The organism is Stenotrophomonas sp. ZAC14A_NAIMI4_1 (assembly GCF_003086915.1).
GTDB lineage: Bacteria > Pseudomonadota > Gammaproteobacteria > Xanthomonadales > Xanthomonadaceae > Stenotrophomonas.
The window spans coordinates 1,723,612-1,739,762 of record NZ_CP026002.1 but is presented as its reverse complement, the minus strand read 5'-3'; the positions used below and the strand labels follow the sequence as shown (position 1 = coordinate 1,739,762).

Annotated in this window: 17 protein-coding genes; 15 read left to right on the top strand and 2 right to left on the bottom strand. The window is 69.1% G+C overall.

The window, feature by feature from the left end; genetic code table 11:
• The first annotated feature begins 22 nt into the window (after positions 1–22).
• The 5 genes from C1926_RS08010 to C1926_RS07990 all read left to right on the top strand — a co-directional run bounded on the left by C1926_RS08010 (position 23) and on the right by C1926_RS07990 (position 3,593).
• The gene (locus tag C1926_RS08010; protein WP_108758831.1) at positions 23–670 is read left to right on the top strand and encodes a hypothetical protein; all 648 of its coding nucleotides are present in this window, start codon (positions 23–25) and stop codon (positions 668–670) included.
• Positions 671–720: 50 nt separating this feature from the next.
• Positions 721–1,446, top strand: coding sequence for a DUF6348 family protein (locus C1926_RS08005; protein ID WP_108758830.1), 726 nt, complete (start codon positions 721–723; stop codon positions 1,444–1,446).
• Positions 1,447–1,539: 93 nt separating this feature from the next.
• Positions 1,540–2,100, top strand: coding sequence for a nucleoside deaminase (locus tag C1926_RS08000; RefSeq protein ID WP_108758829.1), 561 nt, complete (start codon positions 1,540–1,542; stop codon positions 2,098–2,100).
• Entirely contained in the window at positions 2,084–3,151 is a 1,068-nt protein-coding gene (rlmM, locus tag C1926_RS07995) for a 23S rRNA (cytidine(2498)-2'-O)-methyltransferase RlmM (protein ID WP_079220696.1), read from the top strand. The genes C1926_RS08000 and rlmM overlap by 17 nt, the downstream gene beginning before the upstream one ends.
• A gap of 49 nt (positions 3,152–3,200) precedes the next feature.
• Positions 3,201–3,593: a hypothetical protein gene (locus C1926_RS07990; protein WP_108760650.1), complete on the top strand. Its 393-nt coding sequence runs from the start codon at positions 3,201–3,203 to the stop codon at positions 3,591–3,593.
• Between the two features lie 153 nt (positions 3,594–3,746).
• On the opposite strand, the gene C1926_RS07985 is transcribed toward C1926_RS07990, so the two are convergent.
• Both C1926_RS07985 and ubiH read right to left on the bottom strand, forming a co-directional pair.
• Complete coding sequence (locus C1926_RS07985; RefSeq protein WP_079220694.1) at positions 3,747–4,928, bottom strand: UbiH/UbiF family hydroxylase; 1,182 nt, start codon at positions 4,926–4,928, stop codon at positions 3,747–3,749.
• Complete coding sequence (gene ubiH, locus C1926_RS07980) at positions 4,925–6,133, bottom strand: 2-octaprenyl-6-methoxyphenyl hydroxylase (RefSeq protein WP_108758828.1); 1,209 nt, start codon at positions 6,131–6,133, stop codon at positions 4,925–4,927. The genes C1926_RS07985 and ubiH overlap by 4 nt, the downstream gene beginning before the upstream one ends.
• Before the next feature lie 89 nt (positions 6,134–6,222).
• Here ubiH and C1926_RS07975 point away from each other — a divergent pair, with 89 nt between their 5' ends.
• The 10 genes from C1926_RS07975 to C1926_RS07930 all read left to right on the top strand — a co-directional run bounded on the left by C1926_RS07975 (position 6,223) and on the right by C1926_RS07930 (position 16,094).
• Positions 6,223–6,807: a hypothetical protein gene (locus tag C1926_RS07975; protein ID WP_108758827.1), complete on the top strand. Its 585-nt coding sequence runs from the start codon at positions 6,223–6,225 to the stop codon at positions 6,805–6,807.
• 8 nt (positions 6,808–6,815) lie between these two features.
• Complete coding sequence (locus C1926_RS07970; protein ID WP_108758826.1) at positions 6,816–7,370, top strand: cob(I)yrinic acid a,c-diamide adenosyltransferase; 555 nt, start codon at positions 6,816–6,818, stop codon at positions 7,368–7,370.
• Between the two features lie 6 nt (positions 7,371–7,376).
• Positions 7,377–8,315, top strand: a complete 939-nt coding sequence (locus C1926_RS07965; protein WP_108758825.1) for a histone deacetylase family protein — start codon at positions 7,377–7,379, stop codon at positions 8,313–8,315.
• A gap of 89 nt (positions 8,316–8,404) precedes the next feature.
• Positions 8,405–10,885, top strand: coding sequence for an LPS-assembly protein LptD (gene lptD / locus C1926_RS07960; RefSeq protein ID WP_108758824.1), 2,481 nt, complete (start codon positions 8,405–8,407; stop codon positions 10,883–10,885).
• Positions 10,882–12,225 (top strand): peptidylprolyl isomerase, encoded by a 1,344-nt coding sequence (locus tag C1926_RS07955; protein ID WP_108745994.1) that lies wholly within the window; start codon positions 10,882–10,884, stop codon positions 12,223–12,225. Before lptD ends, C1926_RS07955 begins: the two co-directional genes overlap by 4 nt.
• Positions 12,226–12,228: 3 nt before the next feature.
• Positions 12,229–13,209 carry a 4-hydroxythreonine-4-phosphate dehydrogenase PdxA gene (gene pdxA, locus C1926_RS07950; protein WP_108758823.1) on the top strand — a complete coding sequence of 327 codons (981 nt, stop codon included), beginning with the start codon at positions 12,229–12,231 and terminating at the stop codon, positions 13,207–13,209.
• Positions 13,206–14,009: a 16S rRNA (adenine(1518)-N(6)/adenine(1519)-N(6))-dimethyltransferase RsmA gene (gene rsmA / locus C1926_RS07945; protein ID WP_079220686.1), complete on the top strand. Its 804-nt coding sequence runs from the start codon at positions 13,206–13,208 to the stop codon at positions 14,007–14,009. Before pdxA ends, rsmA begins: the two co-directional genes overlap by 4 nt.
• A 13-nt stretch (positions 14,010–14,022) precedes the next feature.
• The gene (apaG, locus tag C1926_RS07940; RefSeq protein WP_079220685.1) at positions 14,023–14,406 is read left to right on the top strand and encodes a Co2+/Mg2+ efflux protein ApaG; all 384 of its coding nucleotides are present in this window, start codon (positions 14,023–14,025) and stop codon (positions 14,404–14,406) included.
• A gap of 15 nt (positions 14,407–14,421) precedes the next feature.
• Positions 14,422–15,441, top strand: a complete 1,020-nt coding sequence (locus tag C1926_RS07935; protein ID WP_108758822.1) for a symmetrical bis(5'-nucleosyl)-tetraphosphatase — start codon at positions 14,422–14,424, stop codon at positions 15,439–15,441.
• A complete protein-coding gene (locus C1926_RS07930) occupies positions 15,438–16,094 on the top strand; it encodes a DUF1287 domain-containing protein (protein WP_108758821.1) in 657 nt (218 codons plus the stop codon). The genes C1926_RS07935 and C1926_RS07930 overlap by 4 nt, the downstream gene beginning before the upstream one ends.
• The last annotated feature ends 57 nt before the right edge of the window (positions 16,095–16,151 follow it).

The following is a 16,151-nucleotide window of genomic DNA, read 5'->3' as shown; positions in this document are numbered from 1 at the left end:
AGGCGCCCGCACACTGCCGACAATGACCACCGCCCTCTCCGCCCTGCTCTGGTTCATCTCGCAGCATCCGCTGCTGACGTTCTTCGCAGCGATGGTGCTGGCCGTACTGGTCTCGTGGTGGCGGCGCTCATTCGGCTACGCCATCGTGGTGTTCCCGCTGGCGATGCTCAATGTCTTCCTCGGCAGCTTCCTCAACGCCACCTTCCTCAATGCGGTGGGCGAGCGCGGTGAAGCGGTGATCGTCCAGGCCGAGGAAACCAACTCCACGCTCAACGAGCAGTACATCTGGCGCTATGAAGCGGTGCTGCACACCGCCGAGGGCCGCGATGTGGAGGTGGTGTTCCATACCAACACCGCCTCGCTGTGGCCGCTGGAAAACACCATCCGCATCCCGGCGCGCGACCAGCCGTTCGTGGTGAAGTACACGCCGGGTTTCCCGCGCAACTTCGTCATCCTCACCGACGAATCACCGCACGGCATCGCCCAGGCCCGCGCGCGTGCGCGCGAACGGGTGGACGTGGCGGCACGCAAGCTGCATTTCAGCCCGGGCAATGCCGATTTCCGCGCGGACTATCGCCGCGAGCTGGAAACCTGGCTGCGCGACCATGGCAACGATCCGCAGCAGCAATCCGACGCACGGCGATATCGCGCCGAACTCGACGCGCTGTAACGCCAGCCCTGCCCGGCGGCTGCGCCCCACCCTGCAAACCAGATGCCCCGATGACCACGACCGCGTCTCCCCTCCTGCCGCTGCTGCACCAGGTCCTGCTGGGCCGTGACATCGCCTGTACCGTCGATGGCCACGAACTGGTGCTGGGCAGCGGCCTGCGCCTGAGCCCGCACGCGATAGGTGCCGATCCGCGCGACAACGGCGGCTGGCAGATCTCCTCGGTGATCGAGGCGCGCCATCCGGAGCTGTTCGCCGATGGCCTGTTCGAGTACCAGCACGCCGCCGGCGACAGCCAGGAGGAAGCCACGCTGTCCGGCTTCGAGAACTGGGTGCGGGTGGACCTGGCCACCCTGCAGGCCGCCATCGGCGCCGACGACGCGCCGGAACTGCAGATGCTGACCCTGCGCTACGGCGCCGAGGAAACCGGAACGCCGCTGGCGCGCGCGGTGGTGCTGGGCCCGCTGGCGCACTACCGCAGCGAACCGGCCAACGACGCCGCTGCCTGCGGCGAGGACGACCACGGCTCCTGCCCCTGCTGCCTGTTCACCCAGAGCGTGGACGCCTTCAATGAACTGCTGAAGACCCGCCAGTTCCTCGGCATCCGCCTGTTCGCCTCGCGCGATGCGGACGGCCAGTGCGAGGCCGATTGCCGGGTGAACGGCCATGACTTCCCCGCCGCCCTGCCCCTGCTGCGTGCCTACGCCGCGCGCTGGCCGCAGGCCGGGCTGGAGTTCCGCAAGCAGTACGTGGTGGTCCGCACCGACCTGGACGACTGAGCAGACACCCGCGGTGCACCCGGCTGCCGCTACACTGCGCGCCGGTTACCGAACCCGCTGCACCTCTTCCCTTCCACACGAGGCACCCCCGCGATGCTGTACGCGCAAGTCCACCTGACCCTTCCCGCCTGGATCCACGACCAGATCGACCTGGATCGTCGCTATCCCGGCGATGAGGCCAAGGTCGCGCTGGCCATCGAGCTGTCGCGGCTGAACATCGAACACGCCAGTGGTGGCCCGTTCGGCGCGGTGGTGTTCGGGCCGGAAGACAAGGTGATCGCCGCCGGCGTGAACCGGGTGATGCCGCATGCGACCTCGCTGGCGCATGCCGAAAACATGGCCTACATGCTGGCCCAGCAGCGCCTGCAGACCCCGCGTCTGAACGCCGTGCTGTCGCCGATCACCCTGGCCACCAGCTCGCAGCCGTGCTGCCAGTGCTATGGCGCGACCGTGTGGGCCGGCATCGACCGCCTGCTGATCGGCGCCAGTTCGGCCGATGTGGAAGAACTGACCCCATTTGATGAAGGCCCGCTGCCCGCCGACTGGGTGGGTGAGCTCAACAAGCGCGGCATTGAAGTCGTGCAGGGCCTGAACCGTGATGACGCCCGCAGCGTGCTGCGCGCCTATGGAGAGAGTGATGGCGCCCGTTACTGAGGCCGGCATCGGCCTGCTGTGCCTGTGCCGCCAGGGCTTCGAGCCCGAACTGGCCGGCGAACTGCAGTTCCGCGCCGGTGAAGCCGGTTTCGCGGGCTATTCGCGCACCCAGCGCAATGATGGCTACGTGCTGTTCATGTGCGACGAGGCCGCTGCGCTGGCACCGCGCCTGCGCTGGCGCGAACTGATCTTCGCCCGGCAGAAGCTGGTGGTGCTGGCCGAGCTGCCGCAGCTGGATCCGGCCGACCGCATCACCCCGATGCTGGAGGTGCTGGCCGATGCGCCGCGCTTCGGCGACCTGTGGGTGGAGCACCCCGATTCGGATGCCGGCAAGCCGCTGTCGGGGCTGGCCCGCGCCTTCGGCAATGCACTGCGCCCGGCGCTGCGCAAGGCCGGCAAGCTGACCGACAAGCCCAATGCGCGCCTGCCGCGCCTGCACGTGGTGTTCGTCGACGGTACCCATGCCTTCGTGTGCGTGGCCGACCCGGCCGACAGCGCACCGTGGGCGCTGGGCATTCCGCGCCTGAAGCTGCTGCCCGAAGCGCCCTCGCGCTCGGCGCTGAAGCTGGACGAAGCGCTGCTGACCCTGCTGACCCCGGAAGAACGCGAGGCACTGGCAAAGCCCGGCATGCGTGCCGCCGACCTCGGTGCCGCACCGGGTGGCTGGACCTGGGTGCTGACCCGCCAGCACATGCACGTGCTGAGCATCGACAACGGCCCGCTGCGCCAGCACGTGCTGGACACCGGCCTGGTCGAGCACCTGCGTGCCGATGGTTTCCACTGGCACCCGGACCAGCCGTTGGACTGGATGGTCTGCGATATGGTCGAGCAGCCGCGGCGCGTGGCCGAACGCATGGCCACCTGGTTCCGTGAAGGCTGGTGCAGGCACGCGATCTTCAACCTGAAGCTGCCGATGAAGAAGCGCTGGGACGAAACCCGCCTGTGCCTGGACCTGTTCCAGGAGCAGGCCGGCAAGCCGCTGGTGGTGCGTGCCAAGCAGCTCTACCACGACCGCGAAGAGATCACCGTACTGGCCTCGCCGCTGCGCTGAGACACGACGTCCGCCGGGCATGGCCCGGCGCTACCGGGAACACGACTGCATGCACTTTCGACTGATTCCACTCCTGATGGCCCTGCTGCCGGCCGTTGCATCGGCGCAGGTGGCCCTGCCTGCGCCGGCACAGAGTGCGCCGCTGCGCGACGACAGCGGCGTGGTGCGCCAGCAGTCGCTGGCCAGTGGCCGGGTCACCGGCAGCGTCGACATCGCCGTGCCGCTGGGCGAAACGCCGGTGACCGTGCGCTCGGTCAGCCCGGCCAGCGTGGTCGGCCAGTACCGCATCCACTTCGCCGCACTGGACGTGGACGGCGATGGCTTCATCAGCCGCGAAGAAGCACAGGCCAACCCCGCGCTGGCCGATGAATTCAATTCGCTGGACGTGAAACACCGCGGCAAACTGGACCGCACCGATCTGGCCGGTTGGCTGATCGACTGATCCGATTCACACGCGCCAACCAAGGTTGGCGACTACCGGGGCATCCCACGGCATGACCCGCCGTAGGTAGCTGCCAACCTTGGTTGGCATAAGGCGAAGGCCTTCCTGTGAACCGCGCGGCGCGCTCGCCGGGCATGGCCCGGCGCTACCCGCTTACACGCCGGCGGCGCGCTTCCAGAATGCCTGCACCAGCGGCGGCCACTTGCCGACGCAGCCCAGCGCGCGGCCTCGGGCCAGGGTCAGGTGCATCTCGTCGTTGGAGAACAGGCGGTTGATCGCATCGAAGCTGTAGGCAGCGATGTGATTGTCACTGCGACGCTCGCGTGCCCAGCGCTGCAGGCGCTGCGGCGACAGGCGCGGCTGGCCACGGCGTTCGGCCGACGGCGCCAGCCACTGCTGAAGGGCCGCGACGTCGCGCAGCCCCAGGTTCACGCCCTGCCCGGCCAGCGGATGCACCACGTGGGCAGCATCGCCCAGCGCCAGCACGCGGCCGGCCACGTAGTGGCGGGCCAGCTGACGTCGCAGCGGGAACGCTGCACGCGGCGAGGCCAGGCGCAGCTCACCCAGGCGCGCGGCGAAGGCGCGGGTCAGTTCACGGTTGAAGGCCGCTTCGTCCAGCGCCAGCACGCGCGCAGCCTCGTCCTCGGGCAGGGTCCAGACAATCGAACTGCGGCGCTCGGCCACCGGCAGCAGGGCCAGCGGCCCGCCCGGCAGGAAACGCTGCCAGGCCGTGGCCTGGTTCGGCAGCTCGCTGTCCACATAGGCCACCACGCCACGCTGGTGGTAGTCGTGGCGCTCGACCTCGATCCCGGCCAGCTGGCGCAGGGTCGATTCGGCGCCATCAGCAGCCACGGCCAGTGCGGCATCCAGGCGACGGCCATCGTCCAGGCGCAGGCGCACGCCCTCGTCGTCCTGCTCCAGCGCTTCCACCCGCGCCGGGCAGTGCAGCTGCACGCCGGCCGCCGGCAGCGCCGCCCACAGGCGGTCCTGCAGCAGTCCGTTCTCGACGATGTAACCCAGCTCGCGACGGCCGAAGCGATCGGCATCGAACAGCAGGTCCTCGCCACCGGCCGCATCCCACACCTGCATGCGCCGGTACGGCCAGGCACGGGCCTGGGCGATCGATGGCCACACGCCGAGGCGCTGCAGCAGCTGTACGTTGTCGGCCGCGAAGGCGAACACGCGCAGGTCCGGCTGCGCGGCCTGCCACGGCGGCGGCTCGCGGCCTTCGACCAGGGCGACCGACAGGCCGGCATCGGCCAGCGCCAGCGCACAGGCGGCACCGACCACGCCACCGCCGACGATGGCCACGTCCAGGCGCATGCGGCGGCTCATGCGGCCTCCCCACGGCACAGGCGCGGTACATCACCGCGGAAGCCCATCGCACCGCCGACCAGCATCGACTGCACCGAGGCACGCTGTGCGGCCACCAGGCCCAGGCTGCGCAGCGGCCGCAGCAGCGGCGCCGGGTTGCTGGTCAGCCGCGCCAGGCCACCGGAGAACGCCACCGTCTGCCGGCGGTCCTCCTCGCGGCGGGCCACGTAGGCCTGCAGCAGGGCATCGCTGCCGGCATCGGCGGCGCCGTCTTCCAGCAGCTCGGCCAGGGTCAGCGCATCACGCAGGCCCAGGTTGAAGCCCTGCGCGCCCAGCGGATGGATGGTCTGCGCCGCATTGCCCAGCAGCACCGTGCGCTGTCCGGCCAGCGCGCGCGCCAGTACCTGGATGAGCGGGTAGGCACTGCGCGGGCCGGATTCGAGCAGGCGGCCGGCACGCCAGCCGAGCGCGTTCTGCAGGCGCTGCAGCCAGGCCGCATCGTCCAGCGCCATCACCGCCTCGGCCTGGTCGCGGGCCACGCCGTGCACGCAGCCGAAATGACGGTCGCCGCGTGGCAGCAGGGCCGTCGGCCCGGTATCGGTGAAGCGCTCCCAGGCACTGCCATCGGGCGCGCGCTGGCTGCGCACGCGTGCGACGAACAGGGTCTGCTGGAAGTCATGGCGGTCGACCTCGATGCCCAGCGCGCCGCGCACGCCACTGGCGGTGCCATCGGCGCCGACCACCAACCGTGCCTGCAGCAGGCGCTCGCCGTTCTCGTCGGCCACGCGCACCTGGCGATGGCCGTCGACCACCTCGCCCAGGCCAAGGAAGCGCATCGGCCGGTAACGGTGCAGGCGCGGCAGTTCCTGCAGGCGCGCTTCCAGCGCCTGGCCGAAATCGCGCGCCACCACCACCTGGCCGAACCAGGGCCGGTCGTAATCGGCCGCATCGAGCTGCACGCGGCCGAAATCGCCGGCCCGGCTGACATGGATGCGCCGGATCGGGCCGGGCGCCATCGCCAGCTTCTGCATCACCCCCAGCGCGGTCAACGCATTGACGGTGGCGGCGGCGAAACTGAGGTTTCGCTGGTCGAACACCGCCGGCAGTTCGCCGGCCGGGCTGGCCTCGATCAGGCCCACGTCCAGGCCCAGCCGGTCCAGGGCGATGGCCAGGCTGGCTCCCACCAGGCCGCCACCGACGATCAGCACGTCATGTCGTTCACTCATGAGCCAATGATACGCGCTCGCTGCCGAACCCTGCGCCGACCCGCGCGGCGGGCTAGAATGAAAGCTGAATCCGCTCCGGGCCCGCTGCCATGTCCGACACCGCCAACCGCGCCTTCGTCCTTTCCGTGCTTGTGCTGTTGCTGGCGGCGACCCGGGTCAACCACTTCGCGGCCATCCCCGATGCGTCGTGGGCAGTGTTCTTCATCGGTGGTTTCTACCTGGCGCGCTGGACGCGCTGGGCGTTCCCGCTGCTGATGGTCTTCGCCGTACTGGTGGACTGGATCGTGATCCGCAGCAGCGGGCTGGATTTCTGGCAGCACTACTGCGTGTCGCCCGGTTACTGGCTGCTGCTGCCGGCGTACTTCTCGCTGTGGGCCGGTGGCCTGCTGCTGGGCCGCAACTACCATGGCGCGCACTGGTCGACCCTGGCCAAGGGCGTGCTGCTGCTGGTGGCCTCGGTGGCGCTGTGCCACCTGCTGGCGCAGGGAGGCTTCTACTGGACCACCCGCAACGTGGCCGAGCCGACCGTGGCCGGCTGGGCGCAGAACTACGCACAGTGGTTCGGCCCCTATCTGCGCACCACCGCCCTCTACGTGGCACTGGCCGCCGCCCTGCAACTGGCCGTGGAGCAGGTGCTGAAGCTGCAGCAGGCCCGCCGCGACATCCACCACTGAGCGATCGCATGGGCCACCGTCTTTCGCGCATCTATACCCGCACCGGCGATGACGGCAGCACCGGCCTCGGCGATGGCAGCCGGGTCGGCAAGGACGACCTGCGCGTGGCCTCGTACGGCACGGTGGACGAAGCCAATGCTGCCCTCGGCCTGCTGCTGGCCGCCGCGCTCCCCGACGACGTGCGCGCGCTGGTGGTCCACCTGCAGCACCAGTTGTTCGACCTGGGCGCCGAGCTCTGCGTGCCCGGCCACGCCGCCATCCATGCCGCCGACATCTCGGCGCTGGAACAGCAGCTGGACCACTACAACGCCGACCTGCCGATGCTGAAGGAATTCATCCTGCCGGCCGGCGGCGAAGCGGCCGCGCGCTGCCACCTGGCGCGCACCATCGTGCGCCGTGCCGAGCGTGAGACCGTCGCCCTGGCGCGGGTGGAAAGCGTGCGCAGCGAGGCGCTGCAATACCTCAACCGGCTGTCGGACCTGCTGTTCGTGCTGTCGCGGGTGCTGGCCCGCGCCGACGGCCACGGCGAGGCCCTGTGGCAGCCGCAGCACCGGCAGCGCTGATCCCCGATGCTGGTCTATACCCACCCCTCCTGCCTGCTGCACGATCCCGGCCCCGGCCATCCCGAATGCCCGCAGCGGCTGCAGGTGGTGCTCGATGCCCTGCACCAGGCCTTCCCCGGCCAGCTGGAATGGCGGCAGGCACCGCCCGCCAAGTTCGGTGAACTGAGCCGGGTACACGACAGCGCCCTGCTCGACTTCGTGCTGCAGCCGCAGACCACGCCGCTGCGCCAGCTGGACATGGACACCTGGACCTCGCCCGGCTCGGCCAGTGCCGCCGTGCACGCCGCCGGCGCCGGCGTTGCCGCGGTCGATGCGGTGATGCTGGGCGATGACCCCTTGGCCTTCTGCGCGGTGCGCCCGCCCGGCCACCACGCCACCAGCAGTACGGCGATGGGCTTCTGCCTGCTCAACAACATCGCCGTGGCCGCCGCCTACGCCCGCGACCGGCACGGGCTGGAACGCATCGCGGTGGTGGACTTCGACGTCCACCACGGCAACGGCACCCAGGACATCTTCCAGCACGACGCCCGGGTGTCGTACTACAGCACCCACCAGGCCGGGCTGTTCCCCAATTCGGGCCTGCGCCGCGACCGTGGCGCCGGCAACCTGATGAACATCCTGCTGCCGCCGGGCAGTGGCGGTTTCCGCTTCCGCAACGTCTGGGCCGACGAGATGCTGCCGGCCATCGACGATTTCCGCCCGCAGCTGCTGCTGGTCTCGGCCGGCTTCGACGCGCACCTGCGCGACCCGCAGGCCGACCTGATGCTGGAAACCGACGATTTCGCCTGGGTCACCGCCGAACTGCATGCGCTGGCCCGCCGCCATGCAGCCGGCCGGGTGGTGTCCATGCTCGAGGGCGGCTACGACCTGCAGGCCCTGTCCGAATGCACCGTGGCCCATGTCCAGGCCCTGCTGGACGGGGCCGCCGGACCACGGGCTGGATGAACCCGAACCGCCAGCAGGGGGGCACCTTCATTGCCCCTATGCAGCGGATGGGGCAATCTACCGTCCGTTTTCGCCCGAATCCGAACCGCGTGCGCCGAGCCCTCCGCCTGCTTCCCCTGCCCCTGAGCATCGCCGTCTGCCTTCCCGCGATGGCCGATGACAAGCCGCTCAACTGGGGCCTGTGCCCGGCAACCGAGGTCATTCCCGCCTTCACCGATGCCCCCACCCCGGTGCCCGGGCAGGACAAGGCCGCCGCCAGCGCCGAGCGCGAGCAGCAGCCCACCGACATCGAGGGTGACCAGCTGCTGGGCACCACCACCGTGCCGCAGTACCAGGGCAACGTGGCGCTGCGCCGTGGCGACCAGTTCGTCGGTACCGACAAGCTCAGCTTCGACACCGAGAGCGGCAACTACATCGCCGACGGCAATGTCCGCTACCAGGACGCGTCGATCCGCATGATCGCCAAGCGTGCCGAAGGCAACCAGGAAAGCGACACCCACAAGATCACCGACATCCAGTACCAGCTGGTGTCGCGCCGTGGCAACGGCGATGCCGAATCGGTCGACCTGCAGGGCGCCGTCGGCCAGATGCACCGTTCGACCTACACCACCTGCGATCCCTCGCAGCCGGTGTGGAAGCTGTCGGCGCCGGAAATCGAAGTGGACAACGACGAAGGCTTCGGCACCGCGCGCAATGCCGTGCTGCGCATCGGCAAGGTGCCGGTGCTGTGGGCGCCGTACTTCAAGTTCCCGATCGATGACCGCCGCAAGACCGGCCTGCTGTTCCCGCAGCTGGGCATGTCCGGCCGCAACGGCTTCGACTACGCCCAGCCGATCTACCTGAACCTGGCGCCGAACTACGACGACACGCTGACACCGCGCTACATGAGCCGGCGCGGCCTGATGCTCGACAACGAGTTCCGCTACCTCTACAACGGCGGCCGCGGCGAGCTGCTGACCGCCTACATGCCCAACGACGAGCTGCGCGATCGCGACCGCGGCCGGGTGATGTTCAACGGTTACCACAACGTGGACAGCCACTGGCAGGCGCGCGCCAACCTGGCCTGGGTCAGCGACGAGCGCTATGTCGAGGACTTCGCCAACCGCCTGGTCGGCGTGACCGCGTCCAACCTGCAGAGCACCATCGGCCTGTACGGCACCGGCAAGGACTGGACCGCCGGCATCATGGCCGACCGCTGGCAGCTGACCGACTACACCCTCAACGAGAGCGCGCTGGCCTACAACCGCCAGCCGCGGCTGTACTTCAACTGGGACAAGTCGCTGCTGCCGTGGCTGGAGACCGGCGTCTATACCGAAGCCGTGCGCTTCACCCACGACGACATCAACTTCAAGTACGACGCCAGCGCCGGCGAAGACCTGCAGTACACCCGCAACGGCCTGACCCAGCGGGTCTACGGCGGTTCGCGCCTGGACGTCAAGCCGTACGTGTCGTTCCCGATCAGCGGCGCGGCCTGGTACGTCACCCCGACGCTGGCCTACCGCTATACCGCCTACCAGCTTGACCGCGGCCTGGCCGACAGCATCCGCAGCAACGTGCTGGCCTCGCAGAACGTCGATACGAGCACGCTGAGCGCCGATCAGCTGCGCGGCAACGCCTCGCCGACCCGCGCCCTGCCGATCGCCAGCCTCGACGCCGGCCTGTTCTTCGACCGTGACACCACGATCGGCGGCAAGTCCTTCCTGCAGACCCTGGAGCCGCGCCTGTTCTACCTGCGCACGCCCTACCGCAACCAGGACGACCTGCCGATCTTCGATACCCGTGACTTCACCTTCAGCTGGGGCCAGCTGTTCCGCGACTCGCGCTATACCGGCGCCGACCGCCAGAACGATGCCAACCAGCTGACCGTGGCGCTGAGCACCCGCTTCATCGACCAGACCACGGGCAGGGAACGCTTCTCGGCCTCGATCGGCCAGATCCAGTACTTCGACGAGTCGCGGGTGACCGTGACCCCGGGCGGCGCCCCGGTGGAAAAGGGCAAGTCGGCCTGGATCGCCGATTCGAACTACATGATCAACGACCGCTGGACCCTGGGCGCCACCTACCAGTGGGACCCCAAGTACAAGCGCGAGGATCTGGCCAGCGTCCGTGCCCGCTACCTGATGCCCAACGACGGCGTGGTCAACCTGAGCTACCGCTACCGCATCAACGCCGGTGCGGCGGCCAACGCCACCAAGGAACAGCGCACCCTGCTGGAACAGGCCGACCTGTCGTTCCTGTACCCGCTGAACGAGCGCTGGAGCCTGGTGGGCCGCTATTACTACTCCATCCAGGACAGCAAGCCGCTGGAAATCATCGGTGGCGTGCAGTGGGACAGCTGCTGCCTGGCGGTCCGCGCCGTGGCCCGCCGCTACGTGCGCAACCGCGAAGGTGAACTGAACAATTCCATCCAGCTCGAGTTCGTGCTCAAGGGCCTGAGCTCGCTGGGCCAGGACACGGACCGCACTCTGCGCCGTGCTATCCTCGGCTACAACCGCGACGACCTCTATCTCGTGCCGCCCAGCAACACCGGGGCGACCCGGGACGACTACGATCCAAACCAGATCCCATGACCAAGAGCTTCCCCGTCCTACTCGCTTCGCTGCTGGCCGTGTCCAGCGTGTCCGCCCCCCTCCAGGTCATTGCCCAGGAGGCCCAGCCGCTGGACCGCATTGCAGCCATCGTCGATGAGGACGTGGTCCTGCAGAGCGAACTGCAGCGCGCGATCATCAACATCAAGGCCCAGTACGCCGGCCGCGAGAACCAGCTGCCGCCCGATGACGTGCTCAGCCGCCAGGTCCTCGAGCGCCTGGTGCTGGTCAAGCTGCAGGTCGCCCGCGCCCAGAGCAGTGGCATCCGCATCAGCGACCAGGAACTGAACCAGGCGATGAACTCGATCGCCCAGCAGAACGGTTCCAACCTGGACGCCCTGCGCCAGCGCCTGGCCAGCGACGGCATTGATTTCGCCGATTTCCGCTCTTCGGTGCGTGACGAGATCACCGTGCAGCGCCTGCGCCAGAGCTTCGCGCAGAGCCGCATCAGCGTCAGCGAGGGCGAGGTCGATGCTGCCCTGAAGCAGCAGGCCACCGCCGGCAACCAGTACCACCTGGCGCACATCCTGGTGGCCCTGCCCGACGGCGCCACCGCCGAGCAGATCGCCACCGGCCAGAAGAAGGCCGACGGCGTGAAGGCGCTGCTGGACAAGGGCGAGCTGGACTTCAACGCTGCCGCCGTGCGCTATTCCGACAGCCCCAACGCGCTGGAAGGCGGCGACCTGGGCTGGCGTACCCTGGATGAAATCCCGGCTGCGTTCGCCCAGATGATGGAGCAGATGAAGCCCGGCGACGTGGTCGGCCCGATCCGCGGCCCGAGCGGCTTCCAGCTGCTGAAGGTGGTGGAAGTGCGTGACGCCAACGCCGCCGCCGGCAACCACACCGTGACCGAGTACCACGGCCGCCACATCCTGGTGCGCGTGGACGACAACCAGACCGACGCGGCCGCCAAGGCCAAGATCGATACCCTGCGTGCCCGCATTGCCGGTGGTGCCGATTTCCAGGCCGTTGCCAAGGAATCCTCGGAAGACACCAACAGCAAGGGCCAGGGCGGCGATCTGGGCTGGTTCCCGGCCGATGCCTTCGGTCCGGCGTTCGGCCAGCAGGTCGAGGGCATCCAGGATGGCGGCGTCAGCCAGCCGTTCCGTACTGATGCCGGCTGGCATATCGTGCAGCGCGTTGCCACGCGCCAGACCGACGTGACCAGCGACAACCAGCGTGCCCAGGTCCGCGAGACCATCGGCCGCCGCAAGCTGGAAGACGAGTACAACCGTTTCCTGCAGGAACTGCGTGGCGAAGCCTACGTCAGCTTCCGCAGTGGCGACCGCGCGGAAAACACCGCCACGCCGCAGCAGCCCTGACAGATGCGCCCCGAGCTCGCTCTGGTACCGGGCGAGCCGGCGGGGATCGGCCCGGAGCTGTGCGTCCGCCTTGTCCAGCAGCCGCGTGATGATTGCCGGCTGCTGGCCTTCGCCGACCCGGATACCCTGCGCGCGGCTGCGGCCGCGCTGAAGCTGCCCCTGCAGCTGCTGCCCGAGGATGCCGAGGCCCGCCTGCCGGGCGATCTGCGCCTGCGTCCGCTGGCCAATGCCACCCCCAGCCATTTCGGCCAGACCGACCCCGCCAATGCGGGTGCGGTGATCGGCGCGTTGCTGGCCGCCGGCCAGGCCTGCCTCTCCGGCGAGCTGCATGGCGTGGTCACCGGCCCGGTGCACAAGGCGGTCATCAACCAGGGCGGTATTGCCTACAGTGGCACCACCGAACTGCTGGCCGACCAGGCCGGGGTGAAGGTGGTGATGATGCTGGCCAACGACATCGTGCGCGTGGCCCTGGCCACCACCCACCTGCCGTTGCGCGAGGTGGCCGATGCCATCACCGCGCCCAGCCTGGAACACACCCTGCGCACCGTGCATGCCGCGCTGCGCCGCGAGTTCGGCCTGCCCGCGCCCCGCATCGCCGTGCTCGGCCTGAACCCGCATGCCGGCGAAGACGGCCACCTCGGCCGCGAGGAACTGGACCTGGTCATTCCCCTGCTGCAGCGCCTGCGCGCGGAGGGCATGGACCTGGTCGGGCCGCTGCCGGCCGATACCGCCTTCCTGCCGGCCAAGCTGGCCGGTTTCGACACCGTGCTGGCCATGTACCACGACCAGGGCCTGCCGGTGCTGAAGTATTCCGGCTTCGAACAGGCCGTGAACCTGACCCTGGGCCTGCCCTACCCGCGCGTGGCCGTCGACCACGGCACGGCGCTGGAGCTGGCCGGACGTGGCATCGCCGACCCCTCCAGCCTGCAGGCCGCAACGGCGCTGTGTGCGCGGCTGGCCCGGCAACGTACACTGAGCGCATGAATTCCCCGCATTCCCCCTCCGGCCCGGTGTTCACCGCCCCGGCCAAGAAGCAGCTTGGCCAGCATTTCCTGGCCGACCGCCATTACATCGACAAGATCGTGATGGCGGTCAATCCCAAGGACGGTGACCGCCTGGTCGAGATCGGCCCCGGCCAGGGCGCGATCACCCTGCCCCTGCTGCGCGTTCATCCGAAGCTGACGGTGATCGAGTTCGACCGCGACCTGATCGCGCCGCTGACCGCCGCCGCCGAACCGCTGGGCGATCTGACCATCGTCCAGGGCGACGTGCTGCGCGTGGATTTCACCGCGCTGGCCGCCGGCGAGCCGATCCGCCTGGTCGGCAACCTGCCCTACAACATCTCCTCGCCCATCCTGTTCCACGCGCTGGAGCACGCCGCGGTCGTCCGCGACATGCACTTCATGCTGCAGAAGGAAGTGGTGGACCGCATGGCCGCCGGCCCGGGCAGCAAGGTCTATGGCCGCCTCAGCGTGATGCTGCAGGCCTACTGCCAGGTCACCTCGCTGTTCGTGGTGCCGCCGGGCGCGTTCCGGCCGCCGCCGAAGGTCGATTCGGCCGTGGTGCGGCTGGTGCCGCGCGATCCGGCCAGCATCACCATCGCCGACCACAAGCGCTTTGCCGAGGTGGTCAAGGCCGCCTTCGGTCAACGCCGCAAGACCCTGCGCAATGCACTCAACAACGTCGTGACGGCCGAGCAGTTCGTGGCCGCCGGCGTGCGCCCCGATGCCCGTGCCGAACAGCTGGATGTGGCTGAATTCATCGCTTTGGCCAATGCCACCTGATTACACTGCCGGTATGGAAGACGCTGACGTTTACGCCATTACTGTCGAGGTTGCTCCGCGCTTCCTCGATGATCAATCCGCGCCGGAAGACGGCCGGTATGCGTTCGCCTACACGATCCGCATCCACAACCAGGGGCGCGTTGCCGCACGCCTGGTCGCCCGCCACTGGCGCATCACCGATGCCAACGGTCGCGTCGAGCATGTCGATGGCGATGGGGTGATCGGCGAACAGCCGCGCCTGCGCCCGGGTGAAGACTTCCGTTACACCTCCGGTGTCATGCTCGGGACCGACCACGGGACCATGCAGGGTCACTACGACATGGTTGCCGATGACGGCACCGAATTCGCCGCGCCGGTCGCACCTTTCGTGCTGGCCGTGCCGCGTACCCTGCACTGACACGGAGGCCGGACGATGAGTGTATGGGCGATCGGCGACCTGCAGGGCTGCTACGACGTTACCCAGCGACTGCTGGAAAAGATCCGCTTCGACCCGGCACAGGACACCCTGTGGTTCTGTGGCGACCTGGTCAACCGCGGCGGGCAGTCGCTGGAAACCCTGCGCCTGGTGCATTCGCTGCGCGAGCACAGCGTGGTGGTGCTGGGCAACCATGATCTTTCGCTGCTGGCTGTCGGTGCACGCACCGAAGAAGAGCAGCGCAAGGTCAACCCGGACCTGCTGCGCATCGTGCAGGCCGAAGACCGCGACGAGCTGCTGGACTGGCTGCGCCTGCAGAAGCTGGTGCACGTGGACCGCGAGCTGGGCTGGATGATGGTGCATGCCGGCCTGGCGCCGAAGTGGACCACGCAGATGGCAGAGAAGCACGCCGCCGAGGTGGAAGTGCAGCTGCATGGCGCCGGCTACCGCAAGCTGTTCCGCAACATGTATGGCGACAAGCCGAGCTGGGCACCGAACCTGTCCGGCTACGACCGCTCGCGCGCGATCATCAACGTGCTCACCCGCATGCGCTACTGCACCCCGCGCGGGCGCATCGGCATCGAGGACAAGGGCACGCCGGGCACCCAGGAACAGGGGCTGTACCCGTGGTTCGAAGTGCCGGGCCGGGTCGAGCGCGACCTGAAGGTGGTCTGCGGCCACTGGTCGGCGCTGGGCCTGACCATCACCCAGGGCGTGCACGCCATCGACACCGGTGCGGTGTGGGGCGGCAAGCTCACCGCCATCCAGCTCGATACCGATGAACTGCGCGTGGTGCAGGTGCCCGGCCGTGATGTGCCAGCACCGGTGGCCAATGCACGCCCGCCGGCACGACCGGCGCATGAGCGGCCGGCCGCAGCTGCGCCGGGCAAGGAAAAAGAACCGGCTGCAGCACCCGCCAGCCGGGGCCGTCGTCGCCGCCGTCGCGGTGGCGGTGGCGGTAACGGTGGTGGCAGCGGCGGCGCCGGCCCTGGCAATGGAGCCCCGCCAACGGCATGAGCCAAGGACGATGCGCACCATGGACGGTGCTGCTGCTCGCACTGGCCTGTACCAGTGGTTGCCAGCCCGCGTCCCCGCCCCCGCCGCACGCCGATGCCCACGCACCGGCCTTGGCTCCCCCAGCGCCGCAGGCACCATCGCAGCCGCTCGTCGCCGCTGCACGCGCGCAGGTTGGCGTCACTACGCGCTATGACCCCGCTTACCAGGTGCTGGCCTATCCCGGCGGTGACGTGCCGGCCGATCGTGGCGTCTGCACCGATGTAGTGGTGCGCGCCCTGCGCAGCCAAGGCCTGGACCTGCAGGCGCGCGTGCATGAAGACATGCGCAGCGACTTCAGCGCGTACCCGGCGATCTGGGGCCTGGCACGGCCCGACAGCAACATCGACCACCGCCGCGTGCCCAACCTGATGCGCTGGTTCGAGCGGCAGGGCTGGCAGCAGCCGATCAGCGCCCTGCCCGCCCACTACCACGCTGGCGACATCGTGGCCTGGAAGCTCACGGGCAATGGCCTGCTGCACGTCGGCATCGTGTCCGACCGCCGCCTGGCCGACGGCACCCCGTTGATCCTGCACAACATCGCCCGCGGCACCCGCGAGGAAGACCTGCTCTTCCAGCACGACATCATCGGCCACTACCGGATGCCCGGGACGTAGCGTCGAGGCGGTTCCTGTAGAGCCGAGCCCATGCTCGGCTGCGGCATTGATGAGTCG